This is a genomic window from Bradyrhizobium quebecense, assembly GCF_013373795.3.
GTDB lineage: Bacteria > Pseudomonadota > Alphaproteobacteria > Rhizobiales > Xanthobacteraceae > Bradyrhizobium > Bradyrhizobium quebecense.
Window position 1 is genome coordinate 326,546 of the sequence record NZ_CP088022.1, and the last position, 16,749, is coordinate 343,294.

At 65.4% G+C, this 16,749-nt stretch carries 17 protein-coding genes; 13 read left to right on the forward strand and 4 right to left on the reverse strand.

Annotated elements, in window-relative coordinates; all coding sequences use genetic code 11:
* Window positions 1-116 precede the first annotated feature (116 nt).
* Window positions 117-1,148, forward strand: coding sequence for an alpha/beta fold hydrolase (locus HU230_RS01700; protein WP_176533246.1), 1,032 nt, complete (start codon window positions 117-119; stop codon window positions 1,146-1,148).
* Window positions 1,149-1,162: 14 nt separating this feature from the next.
* Complete coding sequence (locus HU230_RS01705) at window positions 1,163-2,113, forward strand: fatty acid desaturase (protein WP_176533245.1); 951 nt, start codon at window positions 1,163-1,165, stop codon at window positions 2,111-2,113.
* Between the two features lie 3 nt (window positions 2,114-2,116).
* Here the strand turns inward: HU230_RS01705 and HU230_RS01710 are convergent, their stop codons facing one another.
* Window positions 2,117-2,728: a TetR/AcrR family transcriptional regulator gene (locus HU230_RS01710; protein ID WP_176533244.1), complete on the reverse strand. Its 612-nt coding sequence runs from the start codon at window positions 2,726-2,728 to the stop codon at window positions 2,117-2,119.
* 151 nt (window positions 2,729-2,879) lie between these two features.
* On the opposite strand from HU230_RS01710, the gene HU230_RS01715 reads away from it, so the two are divergent.
* From HU230_RS01715 to HU230_RS01750, 8 genes are all read left to right on the forward strand, one after another.
* Window positions 2,880-3,905: a histone deacetylase family protein gene (locus HU230_RS01715; RefSeq protein ID WP_176533243.1), complete on the forward strand. Its 1,026-nt coding sequence runs from the start codon at window positions 2,880-2,882 to the stop codon at window positions 3,903-3,905.
* Between the two features lie 235 nt (window positions 3,906-4,140).
* Window positions 4,141-5,070 carry a Gfo/Idh/MocA family protein gene (locus tag HU230_RS01720; protein ID WP_176533242.1) on the forward strand — a complete coding sequence of 310 codons (930 nt, stop codon included), beginning with the start codon at window positions 4,141-4,143 and terminating at the stop codon, window positions 5,068-5,070.
* 2 nt (window positions 5,071-5,072) lie between these two features.
* Window positions 5,073-6,143, forward strand: coding sequence for an aldose epimerase family protein (locus HU230_RS01725; protein WP_176533241.1), 1,071 nt, complete (start codon window positions 5,073-5,075; stop codon window positions 6,141-6,143).
* Between the two features lie 35 nt (window positions 6,144-6,178).
* Window positions 6,179-7,057: an SMP-30/gluconolactonase/LRE family protein gene (locus HU230_RS01730; RefSeq protein WP_176535187.1), complete on the forward strand. Its 879-nt coding sequence runs from the start codon at window positions 6,179-6,181 to the stop codon at window positions 7,055-7,057.
* A gap of 58 nt (window positions 7,058-7,115) precedes the next feature.
* Entirely contained in the window at window positions 7,116-7,838 is a 723-nt protein-coding gene (locus HU230_RS01735) for a TetR/AcrR family transcriptional regulator (protein WP_176533240.1), read from the forward strand.
* 19 nt (window positions 7,839-7,857) lie between these two features.
* Window positions 7,858-8,727 carry an ABC transporter substrate-binding protein gene (locus HU230_RS01740; protein WP_176533239.1) on the forward strand — a complete coding sequence of 290 codons (870 nt, stop codon included), beginning with the start codon at window positions 7,858-7,860 and terminating at the stop codon, window positions 8,725-8,727.
* Window positions 8,727-9,650 (forward strand): DUF1932 domain-containing protein, encoded by a 924-nt coding sequence (locus HU230_RS01745; protein WP_176533238.1) that lies wholly within the window; start codon window positions 8,727-8,729, stop codon window positions 9,648-9,650. Before HU230_RS01740 ends, HU230_RS01745 begins: the two co-directional genes overlap by 1 nt.
* A gap of 86 nt (window positions 9,651-9,736) precedes the next feature.
* Window positions 9,737-10,519: an SDR family NAD(P)-dependent oxidoreductase gene (locus HU230_RS01750; RefSeq protein ID WP_176533237.1), complete on the forward strand. Its 783-nt coding sequence runs from the start codon at window positions 9,737-9,739 to the stop codon at window positions 10,517-10,519.
* A gap of 287 nt (window positions 10,520-10,806) precedes the next feature.
* On the opposite strand, the gene HU230_RS01755 is transcribed toward HU230_RS01750, so the two are convergent.
* The 3 genes from HU230_RS01755 to HU230_RS01765 all read right to left on the reverse strand — a co-directional run bounded on the left by HU230_RS01755 (window position 10,807) and on the right by HU230_RS01765 (window position 12,832).
* Window positions 10,807-11,619 (reverse strand): enoyl-CoA hydratase, encoded by an 813-nt coding sequence (locus HU230_RS01755; protein WP_176533236.1) that lies wholly within the window; start codon window positions 11,617-11,619, stop codon window positions 10,807-10,809.
* A 508-nt stretch (window positions 11,620-12,127) separates the two neighbouring features.
* The gene (locus HU230_RS01760; protein ID WP_224942869.1) at window positions 12,128-12,289 is read right to left on the reverse strand and encodes a hypothetical protein; all 162 of its coding nucleotides are present in this window, start codon (window positions 12,287-12,289) and stop codon (window positions 12,128-12,130) included.
* Window positions 12,290-12,322: 33 nt separating this feature from the next.
* Complete coding sequence (locus tag HU230_RS01765; protein WP_224942872.1) at window positions 12,323-12,832, reverse strand: hypothetical protein; 510 nt, start codon at window positions 12,830-12,832, stop codon at window positions 12,323-12,325.
* A 185-nt stretch (window positions 12,833-13,017) separates the two neighbouring features.
* Here HU230_RS01765 and HU230_RS01770 point away from each other — a divergent pair, with 185 nt between their 5' ends.
* The 3 genes from HU230_RS01770 (at window position 13,018) to HU230_RS01780 (ending at window position 16,598) form a co-directional block, all read left to right on the forward strand.
* Complete coding sequence (locus HU230_RS01770) at window positions 13,018-13,638, forward strand: class I SAM-dependent methyltransferase (RefSeq protein ID WP_176533235.1); 621 nt, start codon at window positions 13,018-13,020, stop codon at window positions 13,636-13,638.
* A gap of 23 nt (window positions 13,639-13,661) precedes the next feature.
* Window positions 13,662-14,072 carry a DOPA 4,5-dioxygenase family protein gene (locus HU230_RS01775; protein WP_176533234.1) on the forward strand — a complete coding sequence of 137 codons (411 nt, stop codon included), beginning with the start codon at window positions 13,662-13,664 and terminating at the stop codon, window positions 14,070-14,072.
* A 144-nt stretch (window positions 14,073-14,216) separates the two neighbouring features.
* Window positions 14,217-16,598, forward strand: a complete 2,382-nt coding sequence (locus tag HU230_RS01780) for a putative bifunctional diguanylate cyclase/phosphodiesterase (protein WP_176533233.1) — start codon at window positions 14,217-14,219, stop codon at window positions 16,596-16,598.
* Window positions 16,599-16,749: the final 151 nt, after the last annotated feature.

Consider the following 16,749-nt stretch of genomic DNA (forward strand, 5'->3'; position numbering starts at 1 on the left):
GATCGGCCCGGTGCGATGCCACCTTCGCCGCCCTTGCTTCGGCTCGGAATTAATGTACAATAAGTACAGTTATTGAGGGCGCAGCGTCGCGCCCTGCCGATCGAGGTCGAATGCGCATGACCGCGTCACGTGACTACGAGGTGTTCGAGGCAGGCAGGGTGACCTTGCAGGGCGGCGCGGTGTTTCCGCAGCTTGCGCTGGCCTACAAGACCTACGGCACGCTGAACGCGGCCAAGGACAACGTCATCCTCTATCCGACGTCGTTCGCCGCGCAGCACACCGACATCGAATGGCTGGTGCAGCCGGGCGGGGCGCTCGATCCCGAGCGCTACTTCATCATCATCGCGAACCAGTTCGGCAACGGCCTATCATCCTCGCCGTCGAATTCGAGCGAGCTGCTCGGCGGCGCACCGTTTCCCGCCTTCACCTATCATGACGCCGTCGCCATCCAGCGGCGGCTGCTGGTCGAGCGGTTTGGCGTGACCAAGCTCGCGCTGGTCTACGGCTGGTCGATGGGCGGCATGCAGGCCTATCACTGGGCCGCGCGCTATCCTGATATGGTGGAGCGCGCCGCGGTAGTCTGTGGCAGCGCAAGGTGCTCGCCGTATAATCATGTGTTCCTCGAAGGTGTGAAAGCTGCGCTGACCGCCGATCCCGCCTATCGGGATGGCCGCTTCGTCGCCAAGCCGACGGCGGGCCTTCGCGCGATGGGGCGCGTCTATGCCGGTTGGGCGATGTCGCATGAGTTCTATCGCGAGAAGGTCTGGCGCGAGGCCGGCTTCAGCTCATTGGAAGACTACCTCGCGCAATCCTGGGACGGTGCCTTCGCGCGGCGCGATGCGAATGACCTGCTGGCGCAAATCGCGATCTGGCGGGCCGGCGACATCAGCCGCTGCGATGAATTCGGCGGTGACTTCGATCGCGCATTGGCCGCGATCAAGGCGCATGTCCTGCTGATGCCCGGCCGCACCGACCGCTATTTCGACCCGCGCGACAACGAGGATGAGCTCGGCCGCCTGGTCAATGCGCGCTCCGCGGCGCTGCATCCGATCCCCTCGATCCATGGGCACCGCGCCGGCAATCCCGTCAACAACGCCGGAGACCGCGCCTTCATCAACGCCGAAATCGCGGCGCTCTTGCAGCGCTGACAGGTGAGACGACCATGAGCACCGCAGAGACCAGTGACGCCGGACCCCGCCTGAAGCCGCTCAACCCGCTGACCTTGCGCGATCTGTCGGCCAAGTTGAACCTTGCCGGCGCGGTGCGCGCGGCAAGCCATTACGGGATGATCGTTGTGGTCGGCGCGCTGATTTGGCTGGTCTCGTCGCGCTATGGTCTCGTGTGGGCGTTGCCGCTGATCGCCATCCAGGGCTACTTCGTCGCGTTCCTGTTCATGGTGGTGCACGAGACCGCGCACAAGACGGCGTTCCGCAGCCATGCGCTCAATCTTGTGGTCGGCAATCTGTCCGCCTTCATGATCGGATTGCCATACCAATATTACTGCCTGTTTCACTGGGACCATCATCGCTACACCCAGGATCCGGAGAAGGACCCGGAGTTGATCGTCGGCCCCAAGCCCGCGTCGGACACCCAGCTTGCGATCGCCTATTCGGGGCTGTTGCAGGTGCTGGTTCGGATCCGGCTGATGTTCCGGCATGCACTCACCGGGAAGGTGACGGTGCCGTGGATTCCGCAGCACAAATGCACCTCGATCGTGCTGGAAGCCAGGCTTTATCTTGCAGGTTACCTGCTGTTGCTCGTGGCATCGCTCGCGCTGCACAGCGCGATCCTGCTCTGGGTGTGGATCGTGCCGCTGCTCGCCGGTCAGCTCATCCTGCGCCCCTATCTTTACGCCGAGCACACCGGTTGCGAGCGGACGCGGAGTGCATTCGAGAATACCCGCACCACGATGACAGGCCGGATCATGAAATGGTTCGCCTGGAACATGCCGTATCATGTCGAGCACCACGCCTATCCGACGGTGCCGTTCCATGCGTTGCCGAGGCTGAACGCCATGGTCGATGGCCACATCGTGTATCGCGGCAGCAACTACCGCGCCGTGACGCGCGAGACCTGGGCCTGGTTCCGCCGTCAGCGGCAGCATTCCGCTTGATATTCACGCCTCGGCGTGCGGCCGCAGCACCAGATTTACGAGGTTGCGGGCATAGGCCGGCGTCAGCGGCTTGATGCCGAAGACATACCGGTAGAACAGGCTGCCGTAGATCGCGTCATAGATATCGCCGGGTACGCCCGGTGCGCCGATGCTGCGGTCCTTCTGGCCGGCAGCGATGATTTCCAGCATCCGGCTGCGACGAAGGCCGAGGTAGCGCTCGTAGAACAGTTCGGCCGTGCCGGTCTGCGAGATGCATTCCGAGATCACCGCGAGCTGCACCCGTCCGAACTCGCCCTGCAACGCCTCGACATACGTCGCGACGTGGCGGCGGATACGGGCGACCGGATTGCCCGCTTCAGGCAGCGGCACCGCGCGCGAGGCCTGGTCGAGGAAAGCATCGATCAGTAAGGCCTCGCGCGACGGCCACCATTTGTAGATCGTCATCTTCGAGACGTTGGAATGTCTCGCGATCGCGTCGATGGTGGTGGTGGCAAGGCCGGTGGTCGCCATCAGCGTATAGGCGCTGTGCAGGATCGCGGCCGTGGTCGCGGCGGAGCGTGGCCGGCCGCGCCGCCCCGCTGTCGTATCCTCCATCTCCGCCTTGCTTCCCGCCATGGCCGGGATTCGTCTCCTGCGTGCTTGAATCATTGCGCTGCCTGCGGACATAGCATGAAATCGCGCGCTGTTTCAGATCATCGCCGCCGCTGATACTGTACAGCTCGCCAGCGAAGGCTCAGCTCAACTGCTCATCGAACAGGAGTATCCCGTGAAGGCCGTCTACAGTGATCTGCACCGCAACCATGATCCGCAATTCTTCCTGGTGCGCGGTGTGGTCCAGCGCACCACCGAGCAGCCCGAGCGCGCCGACCGCCTGCTGGCGGGCCTGAAGGCCGGCAAGCACACGCTGATCGAGCCGACCAAATTCGGGCAGGGGCCGCGGGCGCGGGTGCACAGTCCGGAATATCTGAGCTTTCTCGCTGATGCCTGGGACGAATGGTCGGCGCTCGGCAATGCCGGGCCAGAGATGATCGCGAACATGCATCCGGTGCGCAACGCCGGCACCTATCCCACCCACATCGTCGGCAAGCTCGGCTGGCATACGGTCGATACCGCGGCCCCGATCGGCCCCGGCACCTGGGCCGGCGCCTGCGCTTCCAGCGACGTCGCGGTCACCGCGGCGCAGATGGTGCTCGACGGCGAGGACGCCGTCTATGCGCTGTGCCGTCCGCCCGGTCACCACGCCTATCGCGATCTCGCCGGCGGCTTCTGCTTCCTCAACAACAGCGCAATCGCGGCCGAGCACCTGCGCCAGCAGCACGAGCGCGTCGCGATTCTCGATGTCGACGTGCATCACGGCAACGGCACGCAGGGCATCTTCTACGAGCGGCCGGACGTCTTCACCGTCTCGATCCACGCCGATCCGTCGTTCTTCTACCCGTTCGTCTGGGGCTATGCGCATGAGCGCGGCGCCGGGCCCGGCCTTGGCACGAATCTCAACATTCCCCTCGCCAAGGGCACCGGCGACGACGACTACATCAGGGCGCTGGCGACGGCGGAGAAGGCGATCCGGTCCTTCGCGCCGACCGCGCTCGTGGTCGCACTCGGGCTCGACGCCTCCGAGAAGGACCCGCTCGCGGGCCTCGCCGTCACCACCGACGGCTTCCGCCGGATCGGCGAAGCGCTCGCCCGGTTCGGCCTGCCGACCGTGCTGGTGCAGGAGGGCGGCTATCTCTCCGACATCCTCGGTGCCAATCTGACGGCGGTGCTCGGCGGATTCGAAGCCGCACGCTAGCGCGGTTTCGAATGGAGCGGTGACCGGTTCGCGTGAAGAACCCGTCAAAACAACAGTCTGGAGCATCGGTTGTGATGGATCAGGACCGCAGCCCCCGCCGTGCGCCGTACAACAAAGCGTCGTGGAGCGGCGTGTTTGCAACCAAAGCCGGATCATGCCGTTGGTATCCGGCGCTGGCCTATGACCTTGCCTGGCGGCATCGGCCGTCCGGGCGGGCAGCAACGCGAGGACGGCCATGAGCCATCTGCTTCGCATCGCCATCGTCGGTTTCGGGGAGATCGCGTGCCGGCAGCACGTGCCTGCGATCGCGAAGACATCAGGCGCTGCACTCGTCGCGGTGGCCGATCCGGCCAAGACCCCATCCGGCCTGCCGCATTTCCGCGATTTGCAGGAGTTGTTGCGCGACGGGCCGGAGATCGATGCGGTTGCGCTGTGCACGCCGCCGCAGGCGCGTCACGCGCAGGCCGCCGCGGCGCTCGCCGCCGGCAAGCATGTCCTGTTGGAGAAGCCGCCGGGCGCCACGTTAGGCGAGCTCACGCCGTTGATCGCGGCCGCGGGCGAGGCGGACCGGACATTGTTTGCGGCATGGCACTCGCGCTACGCACCCGCGGTTGGACCGGCGCGGCAATTGCTCGCCGGACGCACGATCAACAAGGTGACGATCATCTGGAAGGAAGACGTCCGCGTCTGGCATCCAGGCCAGGCCTGGATCTTCGAGGCGGGCGGCTTCGGTGTGTTCGATCCCGGCATCAATGCACTGTCGATCCTGACCGAGATCCTGCCGCGTCCAGTCTTTGTCAGGAGCGCGATGTTGGACGTTCCTTCCAACCGGGAGGCGCCGATTGCCGCGGCAATCGAGCTGTCCGATGAGAACGGCCTGCCGATCCACGCCGAGTTCGATTTTCGCCAGACCGGGCCGCCGAGCTGGGACATCCTGTGCGAGACCGAGGCCGGGCCTGTGACGCTGTCGAAAGGCGGACGGCGGCTGCGCGACGGCAGCAGGTTGCTGGTTGATGCCACGGATGAGGAATATCCCGCGCTGTACCGCCGCTTCGTCGCGCTGACGTCGGACGGAAAGTCCGAGGTCGACCTCGCGCCCTTGCGGCTGGTCGCCGATAGCTACATGCTGGGGCGACGGCGCTCTGTCGAGGCGTTCGGGGACTGACAATGACATCAGCCAGCATTGCTCGCGCGCCCTTCGGCAAATTGCCCGACGGCACCGTGGTCGAGCGCGTGACGCTGCGCGGCGCGCACGGCTTCGAGGCCAGCATCCTTCCCTTCGGCGCCACGCTGCAAACGCTGCTCGCGCCCGATCGCGGCGGCCATTGCGACGATGTCGTGCTGGGCCACGACGCGTTCGACGGCTATCTCGCGCAGCGCAAATTCTTCGGCGCGACCATCGGGCGCTACGCCAACCGGATCGCCGGCGCGCGTTTCGCGCTCGATGGCGAGACGGTGAAACTCGACGCCAACAACGGCCTCAACGCGCTGCATGGTGGCCTGCAGGGCTTTGATCGGAAACTGTGGCGGATCGCCGAACTATCCGATGAACCGGGGCCGGCGGTGGTGCTGGAGCGCGAAAGCCCGCATGGCGAAGAGGGCTATCCGGGCAATCTTCAGACCCGCGTGACCTATCGCGTGCGCGACCCGATGGAACTCGCGGTCACCTTTGAGGCGACCACCGACCGGCCGACATACGTCAACCTCACCAATCACAGCTTCTTCAATCTCGACGGCGCACGCTCGGGCACGCAGATCCTTGATCATCGGCTGACGATCGCCTCAGACCATTTCCTCGCGGTGGACGCCACCGCGATTCCGTTGCCGGGCCCGCCGCAGCCGGTTGACGGCACGCCGTTCGACTTCCGCAAGCCCACCGCGATCGGCGCGCGGATCAGGATGAACGACGAGCAGCTGCGGCTCGGGCGCGGCTACGACCACAACTTCTGTCTGGCCTCGGGGACAGGCCTTCGCCTCGCCGCGCGCCTCGAGGCGCCGCACAGCGGCCGCGTGATGGAGCTGTTCACCGATCAGCCGGGGTTGCAGTTCTATTCCGGCAATTTCCTCGATGGCTCGAGCGCCGGCAAGGGTGATCGGCTGTATCGCCAATCCGATGCGCTATGTCTCGAGCCGCACGCCTGGCCGGATACGCCGAACCGGCCCGACTTCCCGTCGGCGCGGCTCGATCCCGGGCAGATCTATCGACGCACCGCAATTTATCGATTCTCGACCATGTGAGTGACGCCATGACCGACCGTGCCGCCGAGCCGCTGATCGAACAGGTGCCGACATCCGTGCTGTCCACCAAGCGCTGTCATCTCGGCGAGGGCCCGACCTATGACGCGGCGACCGACACCGCCTGGTGGTTCGACATCCGCGAGCGTCGCCTGTTCGAGCATCGTTTTGCAAGCGGCCGCACCGTCATTCACGAGCTGCCGAGAATGGCGAGTGCGCTGGCGCGGATCGATGGCGAACGGCAGCTGATCCTCACTGAGGATGGGCTTTACGTCCGGCAGGTCGCCAGCGGTCGCATGGAGCTGTTCGTCGCACTCGAAGCCGACAATCCCGTGACGCGCTCCAATGATGCGCGCGTGCATCCGTCGGGCACCTTTTGGCTCGGCACCATGGGGCGCCAGGCCGAGCACGGCGCCGGCGCGATCTACGCGCTGCATCACGGCCGTATCACGCGGCTCTATCCCGGGATCACGATCCCCAATGCGATCTGTTTTTCGCCCGCAGGCGACGCCGGCTATTTCGCCGATACCGCGACCAATGTGCTGCATCGCGTGCCGCTCGATCCATCGACGGGATTGCCGACCGGCGAGCCCATCGACTTGATCAGGCATCAAGGCACCGGCGGGCTCGATGGCGCGATCGTCGATGCCGATGGGATGATCTGGAACGCGCGCTGGGGCGGCGGCTGCGTCGATGTCTACGATCCCGCCGGCCGGCACCTGCGCTCGCTGAAGGTGCCGGCGAGTCAATCGAGCTGCCCGGCCTTTGTCGGCCGCGATTTTTCGCGCGTGCTCGTTACGTCAGCCTGGCAAGACATGGACGAGGCCCAGCGCGAGGCCGATCCCGGCCACGGCCAAACCTTTCTGCTCGATGCAGCGGCACGCGGCCGTGCCGAGCCTGACGTCAAACTGTCCTGAATGCGGGCCTGCCGCCGCCTTGTTGACGCGACCTGAATATTTGGACGATAGTACAAATATGGTCCGCAAACCTGCCAAGTCCGGCATGAAGGCCGACGCCAAGGCCGCCAGCACCCGCAAGCCGAACATGCGCGAGGCGATCCTCGCCGCGGCGGAGGAACTGTTCTCGACCTACGGCTTCAACGCCGTCTCGGTACGCGACATCGCGCAGGCGGCCGGCGCCAATCCCGGTAGCGTGACCTATCACTTCAAGACCAAGGACGGCCTGCTGCTGGAGATCTATCGTCGGCATTGCGGCCCGATGAATCGGCGGCGCTCGGAGCTCCTGGCGGCGGCGCGGCGGGTGCGCGACCTGCAGGACCGGCTGGAGGCGATCGTGCGCGCCTATGTGCTGCCGGCCTTCACTTCGGGCAGCGATCTTGCCGGTGGCGGAACGCGGTTCACGCGGTTGCGCGCGATCATGTCGGCCGAGGGCAACGAGGTCGTGCGCAAGATTATCGCGCAGACCTTCGACGACACCAGCCACGCCTTCATCGACGCGATCCATGAAAGCCTGCCGCATATTCCGCGCACCGATCTGGTCTGGCGCGGCCACTTCCTGCTCGGCGCGCTCTACTACACGCTGGTGACGCCGGAGCGCGTCTCGCGCCTGTCGCGCGGCAGCGCCGACGGCACCGATGCCGGCCATGCCATCGAGCAGCTGGTGCGCGCGACCGTTGCCGCGATGCAGGCCGCGCCGCTCGATCAACCGACGCTCGTGCCGCGCAAGGCTCTGACCTGACCCCGCGGAGTTCGTCGCCATGGAGAAACTTCGGCTGCGTACGGTGCTTGGCAATCAGCCGCATGTCCAGGCGGTGAAGAGCGGCGAGCTGCGCTCGGAGCTGTTCGATCTCGACTTCACCGCGTTCACGCCGACCAACGCCGCGTTCAAGCCGATGGTGCGCGAGCGGGCGTTCGATGTTTGCGAGATGGCGATCGTGACCTATCTGATGGCGAGGGCGCATGGCAAGCCGCTGGTGCTATTGCCGGCTGCGATGGTCGGCCGCTTCCAGCATGGCCATGCGCTTTATCGCGCCGACCGCGGCACGCTGATGCCCGCCGATCTCGAAGGCAAGCGGGTCGGCATCCGCTCGTTCACCACCACGACCGGCGCATGGATGCGCGGCATCCTTGCCAACGATCATGGCGTGAACCTCGACCGCATCAACTGGGTCACGTTCGAGGACCCGCATGTCGCCGAATATATCGACAGCACCGAACGTGCCCCGAAGGGCAGGGCCATCCTCCAGATGCTGAAGGACGGCGAACTCGATGCGGTGCTGGGTGAGACCTCGAGCGATCCGGCGCTCAAGCCGCTCTTCGCCGATCCGGCCGCAGAGGCGGCGCGGTGGTACGCGCGGCATGGCGTCGTGCCGGTCAATCATCTGGTGGTGGTGACGCAGCAGCTTGCGACATCGCGCCCGGACGTGGTGCGGGGCCTATACGAACTCCTCAAGCGCGCCAAGGCGAACGCCGGTCCGCCTGATGTGCCGGACCTGCTGCCGTTCGGCGTCGAGGCCAACCGCAAGCCGCTCGAATTGATGATCGACTATTGCGTCCAGCAGGCGTTGATCCCCCGGCGCGTCACGGTCGACGAGCTGTTCGACGACACAACACGGGACCTGAACTGATGACGATCTCCAGCGATCCGCGGCAGTGGCAGATCGGCATGCTCGGCTATGGCGAGGTCGGACGCATCCTCGCCGAAGATCTGCGCAAGCAGGGTGTCAGGGTCGCTGCCTACGACATCAAGCTCGACCGCGCGGAGGGCGCGCCGCTGCGTGCGCACGCGGCAGCGATCGGTGTCGCGCTCGCGCAGTCCCACGCCGATCTCGCAGCGCGGGCCGATTTCATCATCTCGGCGGTGACGGCGAGCCAGGCGGTGCCGGTGGCCGAGGCCTGCGCGCCCGCGCTCCGGAACGGCGCCTGGTTTCTCGATTTCAATTCGGCCTCGCCCGGCGCCAAGCAGCGCGCGGCGGCCCACATCGATGGCGCCGGCGGCCGTTATGTCGAGGGCGCGGTGATGACCTCGCTGCCGCCCTACCGGATCAAGGTGCCGCTGCTGCTCGGCGGCGAAGGCGCGCGGGAACTGGCGCCGCTCTTGGTCGCGCTTGGCTTCGCTGCGAAGGTCGCAAGCGACGAGCTTGGCGTGTCCTCCGCGGTCAAGATGTGCCGCAGCATCATGATCAAGGGCCTGGAAGCCATGGTGATCGAGAGCTTTACCACCGCACGCGCCTACGGCGTCGAGGATGCGGTGCTCGCCTCGCTCAAGGAGACCTTTCCGGGCATCGATTGGGAGAAGCAGGGCGCCTATTTCTTCCAGCGGGTGATCGAGCATGGCCGGCGGCGTGCCGAGGAGGTGCGCGAGGTGGCGGAGACCGTGCGCGAGGCCGGGCTAACGCCATGGTCCGCGTCCGGCACCGCCGAGCGGCAGGGCTGGATCGCCGATCTTGCCGATGACGGCGTGTTCGGGCCCAAGGGAACGCCGGAATTCGCCCGCAGCGCCGATTGGCGCACCGAGGCCGACCGGATTCTCGCGCGCATCAGGTCCTGACCTCTCGCGCGGAGAATCCGCCGCGTTCCCTGCCGACGCGCAATGCGCTATTGCTCTGCGAACAGTTTTGTTCTGGAGGCACTCCCATGAAGAATTCCGGCAAGGTCGTCGCCATCACCGGAGCGGCGCGCGGCATCGGCAAAGCCTGCGCCGCGCGGTTCCTGTCCGATGGCGCCAGGGTTGTGATCTCGGATGTCGACGCTGCGGGGCTCGTCCACGCCGCCCAAGAACTCGGACATGAGGATCGGTTGCGGGCCGTCGAGGCCGACGTCAGCAAGCGCGCCGATGTCGATCGCATCGTAGCTCACGCAGTGAAGGAGTTCGGCCGGCTCGACGTCATGGTCAACAATGCCGGCGTCGCGCGCAACCGCGACTTCCTCGATATCAGCGAGGCCGAATTCGACGACGTGATGGGGATCAATCTCAAGGGCGCGTTCTTCGGTGTTCAGGCCGCGGCGCGCCAGATGATCGCGCAGGGCGGTGGCGGCGTCGTCGTCAACATGTCCTCGGTCAACGCGCTGCTGGCGATCCCTTCGCTTGCGACCTATGCGATGTCCAAGGGCGCGATGAAGCAGCTCACCTCGGTGGCCGCGGTGGCGCTCGCGCCGCACGGCATTCGCGTCGTGGCGGTCGGCCCCGGCACCATCCTGACCGAGATGGTGGCGACGGCGATCTTCTCGTCGGAAGACGCGCGGCGCAGCGTGCTGTCGCGCACCCCGGCCGGCCGTTGCGGCGAGCCGAGCGAGGTTGCCTCCGTCGTGGCGTTCCTCGCCAGCGACGATGCCTCCTACATCACCGGCCAGACCATCTATCCCGACGGCGGGCGGTTGATCCTCAACTACACGGTGCCGGTCAACGAGAGGAAGTAGGGCGCAGGTTCAATCGCGAGCACACTGCCAAAATATCGAAAACAACCCCATGCAAAGTAGCCGGCGGCTGCCGGCGTTCGACCAGGCTACTTGACGCGTCGGGCAAATCAGGGATATTCTTCTAATATTCAGAAATCGCTCGACGTCATCATCTGTCATCGCCCGGTTTAACCGGGCGATAACAGTGTATTGCGTGGCAACGACGACCGCGGATTGGACCACCGCTGTTACCGCACTCTCAGCTGCCACTACCCGCGAGGGCGTGCGCGGGTGATAACACCGGATGGCTACCGGCCCTTGAACTGCGGCTTGCGCTTTTCCATGAAGGCGTTGCGGCCTTCGCGGAAATCCGCGCTGTCCATGCAGTCGATGCCGATCTGCTTGATCGCGGCCATGTCGCGATCGGCGGGATCCTTCAGCACCTGCGCGATGGTGATCTTGGCGGCCTTGATCGCCAGCGGCGCGTTGCCCGAAATGGTGCGCGCGATCTCCAAGGTCGCATCCCACAACTCGGCATCCGGCAGCACGCGATCGACGAGGCCGATCCGCAGCGCTTCCGCGGAGTCGATCCGCATGCCCGTGTACATGATCAGCCGCGCCCAGGACGGGCCGACCAGCGACACCAGGTGGCGCAGCCCGTCATAGCCGTAGGCGATGCCGAGCTTGGCGGCAGGAATGCCGAACTGCCCGCTGGAGCCGGAGATGCGGATATCGGTCAGCATCGCGACCTGCATGCCGCCGCCGAGGCAGAAGCCGCGGATGCAGGCGATGGTCGGCTTCGGGTAGTCGGCGAGCAAGGCGCGCTGGGCGGCGCTGCGCCGTGAATATTCCTCGGAGGCTTCCGCGTTGTGGCGGGTCTTCTCGAACTGGCTGATATCGGCGCCGGACACGAAGGCCTTGTCGCCGGCGCCGACCAGGATCACGACACGGACAGCCGGATCGTCGCACAAGGCGGTCAGCGCCTCGCCGAGCCCCTCCCACATCTCCAGCGACATCGCATTGCGCTTGTCGGGATTGTTGAAGGTGATGACGCCGACGCCGTCGATCACGCCTTGCAGGATCTTGCCGTCGGCAAGCGACTTGTCTGAAAGGTTTGGCATATGAGGATCCGGTCTGATTTCGGCCAAGGCTGGCATCAAAAGGCTGGCATCAAGGTTGAGGCTGGCACTAAGGCTAGCACCGGATTGCGGGCCGCGGCAGGCGGTTTAGGGCACTGCGCGATTGCAACGGCGTGCGGCAACTCTCCCGGTGGTTGTGCGGCTCGCAAAATAAACCGACGCGACGTGCCTGTCGTCGGCAAGGTCGGCGACCGCCGTATTTCGAGGAGTTTCGGCAAGCTCGAAGGCTGCATCTCGACACGATGAGCGGCAGCTCCCTGCTCGAGCTAAGGATAACGCCTGCAATGCGCGAGAAGGTCGCCGACAAGCTGGCCTGCGTCGATTTGCGCAGCAAATCGGGTGAGGGGTTACGGTTTATCGAGAGAGCAAGAGCCTCACCCGGATTGCACCGGACGATGCTTCGCATCGCCGAGAGCAATCCGACCTCTCCCCGACGGGGAGAGGTGAACCGAAACCGCGCCAAGCCGATTCAACCAAACCTCATCCCGCTTTACGTCAGCTGTTCCGGATCTTCGGCCGCGCGCATCCGCGCGATACTGTCTTCTGTCGCCGCCGCGCCGGCCGCCGCGATCGCGATCTCGCGCGCCAAATTGGTGCACTCGGCCCACAGCAGGAAGAACACCAGCGGCGGCCGCTCGCGCGCCTCAAGCATCTGCCGGCAGCGCTCCGCGGCGCCGTCGAGCGCCTACCACTGCCGGGCGACGACCATGACCTTGCGGAAGCTGCGCAGTGTGCCGGAGAATTTCTGCGGATCGGCACCCACGGTGGCGCCGCAATGGTTCAGCCAGTTCAGCGCCGCATAGATCGCGATGCCGTAGTCCTCGATCGCCGTTCCCGTGAAATCGATGACGGTGTTGTCGTGTGCGCGCTGGCGCAGGAAAGCGTCGATCATCTCGGTCTGGCGCGCCGGATCGACCAGCAGCGAGGTGTCTTTCCGCGGCACCATCGGGACATAGCGCATCGCCTCAAGCCGCGTGTGCTCCCAGATCGCCCTGCTATCGCCGAGCAGGTCGCCGGGCTTGCGCTTGCAAGCCGGATAGACCAGCACGCCGTTGTCGGCGAGATCGAGATAGCGCGGCACCACCTTGTCGAGTGCGGCGAGAAACGCGCAGGGATCGGTGAGGCCGCGCAAGTCGCTGGCGGCGTCGTCCGTCTGTGCAGGCTTGTTGCCGCGTGTCCAGCCGAAATTGGCCATCCCCGGACGCCCCGATCTCAACCTCGCCATCAGGTTAAATGGAAAATGTGGCGATGCAAATGTGGCATTTGCTGCTGCGCGGCCGTGTGTGTCGGCTGCTGCCGGTTGACGCGGGAGACCGCCGCGCCTAGCTCATGGTTAATGGTGCGCAACGCGGGTTGCTGCCGCTTTCGGGACCTATCGCCGTGACCGCTTCTGATCGCCAGTCGCATTGGCAGACCGTCTATTTGACCAAGGGCGAGCAGCAGGTGAGCTGGTCGCAGGCCGATCCGCAGCCATCGCTGGGCTTGATCGAATCCGTCGCGCCCGGCCGCGATGCGTCGATCATCGACATCGGCGGCGGGGCCTCGCGCCTCGTCGATGCGCTGCTGGCGAGGGGTTTTCATGATCTGACCGTGCTCGATCTCTCCGAAGCGGCGCTGGCGAGCGCGCGGGAACGGGTCGGCGCGCGCGGCGCGGCGGTGCGCTGGGTGACCGACGATGTGACGGTCTGGCAGCCGCAGCAGGCTTTCGACATCTGGCACGATCGTGCGGCGTTTCATTTTCTCGTCGCGGAGAGCGACCGCGCGGCCTATCTCGAGAGACTGCATCGCGGCGTCAAGGCAGGCGGCCACGCCGTGATCGGCACCTTCGCGCTCGACGGTCCGGAAAAATGCAGCGGCCTGCCGGTGCAGCGCTATGATCCGGCAACGCTCAGCCGGACCATCGGTCCGGCATTCGAGCTGATCGCGCATGAGGCGCACCGGCACGTCACGCCCTGGGGCGCGACGCAGTCGTTCCAGTTCAGTGTACTGCGGCGGAAGTGACCGGCCGTGGAAGGAGAGGCGAGATGACGGACGGGCCACGGACGATCGGCGAGATCGCGAGCTATCACGCCCATGTCTATTACGACCCCACCTCCGGCCGCGGCGAGGCCGAACGCCTGCGCAACTGGATGGGCGAGCGTTTCCTGGTCACGCTCGGGCGTTGGCACGACGTCAAGGTCGGCCCGCACGACCAGGCGATGTATCAGGTGGCGTTTGCGGCCGAGCTGTTTCCGACCCTGGTGCCGTGGCTGATGCTGAACCATGGCAGCCTGAGCATCCTGGTCCATCCCAACACGACCAATCCGCGCCGCGATCATCGCGACGATCCGCTCTGGATCGGCGCGCCGCTTGCCGTCCATGCCGACAAGCTGCCCGAGGAGGCCGAAATGGAGCAGGCGCCGGCCCCGAACACGTCGCCGACATTGCGACCCTGAGCGCGAGCTCCGGTCGACGCGATGGGTAAAGTTTGACGCAATTGCGTTACAGCCAAGTCGTTTCAAACTCGTCGCGTTTTGCAACGTGAGGTTAAGCCGGCATTCCTAGGCTTACCCGACATTTCAGGGTCGGGCGCATTGGGCATGTTCTTTTCGTTTCGAAGCTGGTCACTGTGGCGGGTGGTTGGCCCTCTGCTCGCGATCGTGTTGCTGCTGGGCGGTCTGTCGGCCGGCAGCCTGCAGGTGATGTCCGCGGTGCGGGCCTATGTGGCGGGCGAGAGCCTGTGGTCGAAGGGGCAGAAGGACGCAATTCACGACCTCCAGATCTATGTCAGCACCGGCGCGCCGCTCTATCTGCAGAAGTTCGATGCCGCGATCGCGGTGCCGCTGGCCGATCGCACGGCGCGGCTCGCGCTGGAAGCGCCAGGCAACAACGACGCCGTGGCCCGAGCCGGCTTCGCCAAAGCGGGCAATCATGACGACGACATCGGCGGCCTGATCTGGCTGTTCAAATATTTCCGCACGATGCATCACGTGGCCGGCGCGGTGACGGCCTGGCGGAATTCGGATGCCCTGCTCGATCAGCTGATCGAAATCAGGAACGAGGCCGCCAACGACGTCGCGCTGCATGATCCCTCGGCTGCGACCATCAAACACTGGGCGGAGCGGATCGGTGCGGTCGACGCCGCACTGAGCACGCTCGCCGTCGATTTCTCCGACCATTTGGGGAAGGCGTCGCGTCAGGTCTCCGCGCTGCTGCTGCTGGTCAATCTCGTGATCGCGGCCTGCCTTGCCGGCATCGTCCTGTTCCATACGCGACGGATGCTGTGGCGGCGCTGGCTCGCCGAGACCGCGCTCGCCGTCGAGAAGGAGCGCGCTCAGCTCACGCTGGCCTCGATCGGCGACGCGGTCATCGTGACCACGCAGGACGATCGCGTCGGCTACATGAACGGCGCCGCGCAGCGGCTGATCGCATCGGGGCAGGACGTAACCGGATGGCAGCTCTCGTCACTATTCAACATTGCCGAGCAGCCGGTGCGGGGATCGTTCCAGAGCGCCGATTCCGACGACGAGAGCCGGCCGCAGCAGCGGCTCCTGGTGCGGCCGGACCATTCTAGCGTGCCGGTCTCGGTGGTCGAGACTCCGATCGTGCATGCCGGCGAACCGGCCGGCCGCGTCATGATCATTCACGACATGACGGCCGAGCGGCGGCTGGTCGAGGAACTGGCGTGGGCCGCCTCTCATGACGCACTCACCGGCCTTGCGAACCGCCGGCAGTTCGAGTTCGAACTGCACAGAGCGATGTCGGGCTCGCCGGCCACAGGCGCCGATCTGATGCTGATCGACCTTGATCAGTTCAAGATCGTCAACGACACCTGCGGCCACATGGCGGGCGACCGGCTGCTGAAACAGGTAGCGAGGCTATTGGCGGCTGAAGTCGGCGGCAGCGGGCTGGTCGCGCGTCTCGGCGGCGACGAGTTCGGCATTCTGCTCCAGGATGACGGCTCCGCCACGCATGACGTCGCCGCCGATGTCGCGGAGCGGATCAGGGCGGTGATCGAGCAGTCGAACTTCGTCCATGAGGGCTCGAGCTTCCGGATCAGCGCGAGCATCGGTCTGGTCGCGTTGGCCGACAGCGCCGGCGTGCAGGACGCGTTGCGCCTCGCCGATGTCGCCTGCTTCCTCGCCAAGGACAAGGGACGCAACCGCGTCCAGGAGCACCGTCCGTCCGATACCGGCATGGCGGTGCGTGTCGCCGAGATGAGCTGGGTCAATCGCATCCGCAAGGGATTGGACGAGGGGCGCTTCTGCCTCTACGAGCAGGAGATCCGTCCGATCAACGGTGCGCTGAAGGGCAATGAGCGGCGCGAACTGCTGCTGCGGCTGCGCGACGAGAGCGGCGCGCTGGTGCCGCCCGGCAGCTTCCTGCCTGCGGCCGAACGATATGGGTTGATGCCGCTGATCGACCGCTGGGTGGTTCGCCGCGCCTTCGAGATCATCGCCGAGCGCAAGCATCATTCGCGCAGGATTGCGAGCTACGCCATCAATCTCTCCGGCGCCACGATTGGCGACAGCGATTTCGTCGACTTCGTCGCCGAGCTGTTCGCGCAGCATGATTTTTCGCCGGCATTGGTGTGTTTCGAGATCACCGAGACCAGTGCAATCTCGAATCTCGACGAGGCGCAGACATTCATCGCGCGGCTGCGCAAGATCGGCTGCAGTTTCTCGCTCGACGATTTCGGCACCGGCATGTCCTCGATCGCGTATCTGAAGCACCTGCCGGTCGACACCATCAAGATCGACGGCTCGTTCGTGAAGGAGATCCTGAACAGCAAGGTCGACCGCGCGATGGTCGAGATGATCACCAAGACCGCGAAGATCATGCAGAAGCAGGTGGTCGCCGAATTCGTCGAGAGCCTCGCGATCCTGGACGAGCTGCGCCAGATCGGGGTCGACTACGCGCAAGGTTACGCCATCGGGAAGCCGGTCCCGGTGCTCACCCTCCGGGAAGAAAAGATCGCCTGAGTCGCCGAAATTGTCCCGAATCGGGACTTTTTCGGCCATTTCAGTTCGTCCAAGGCTGATTCTCTGGCACTTTCCATCCGAAAAACGTTTAAAAATCCTGTCGTTGCCCGCTCCGTCTCGATTATGCCTTACTCTAATTCCCTGATATAAT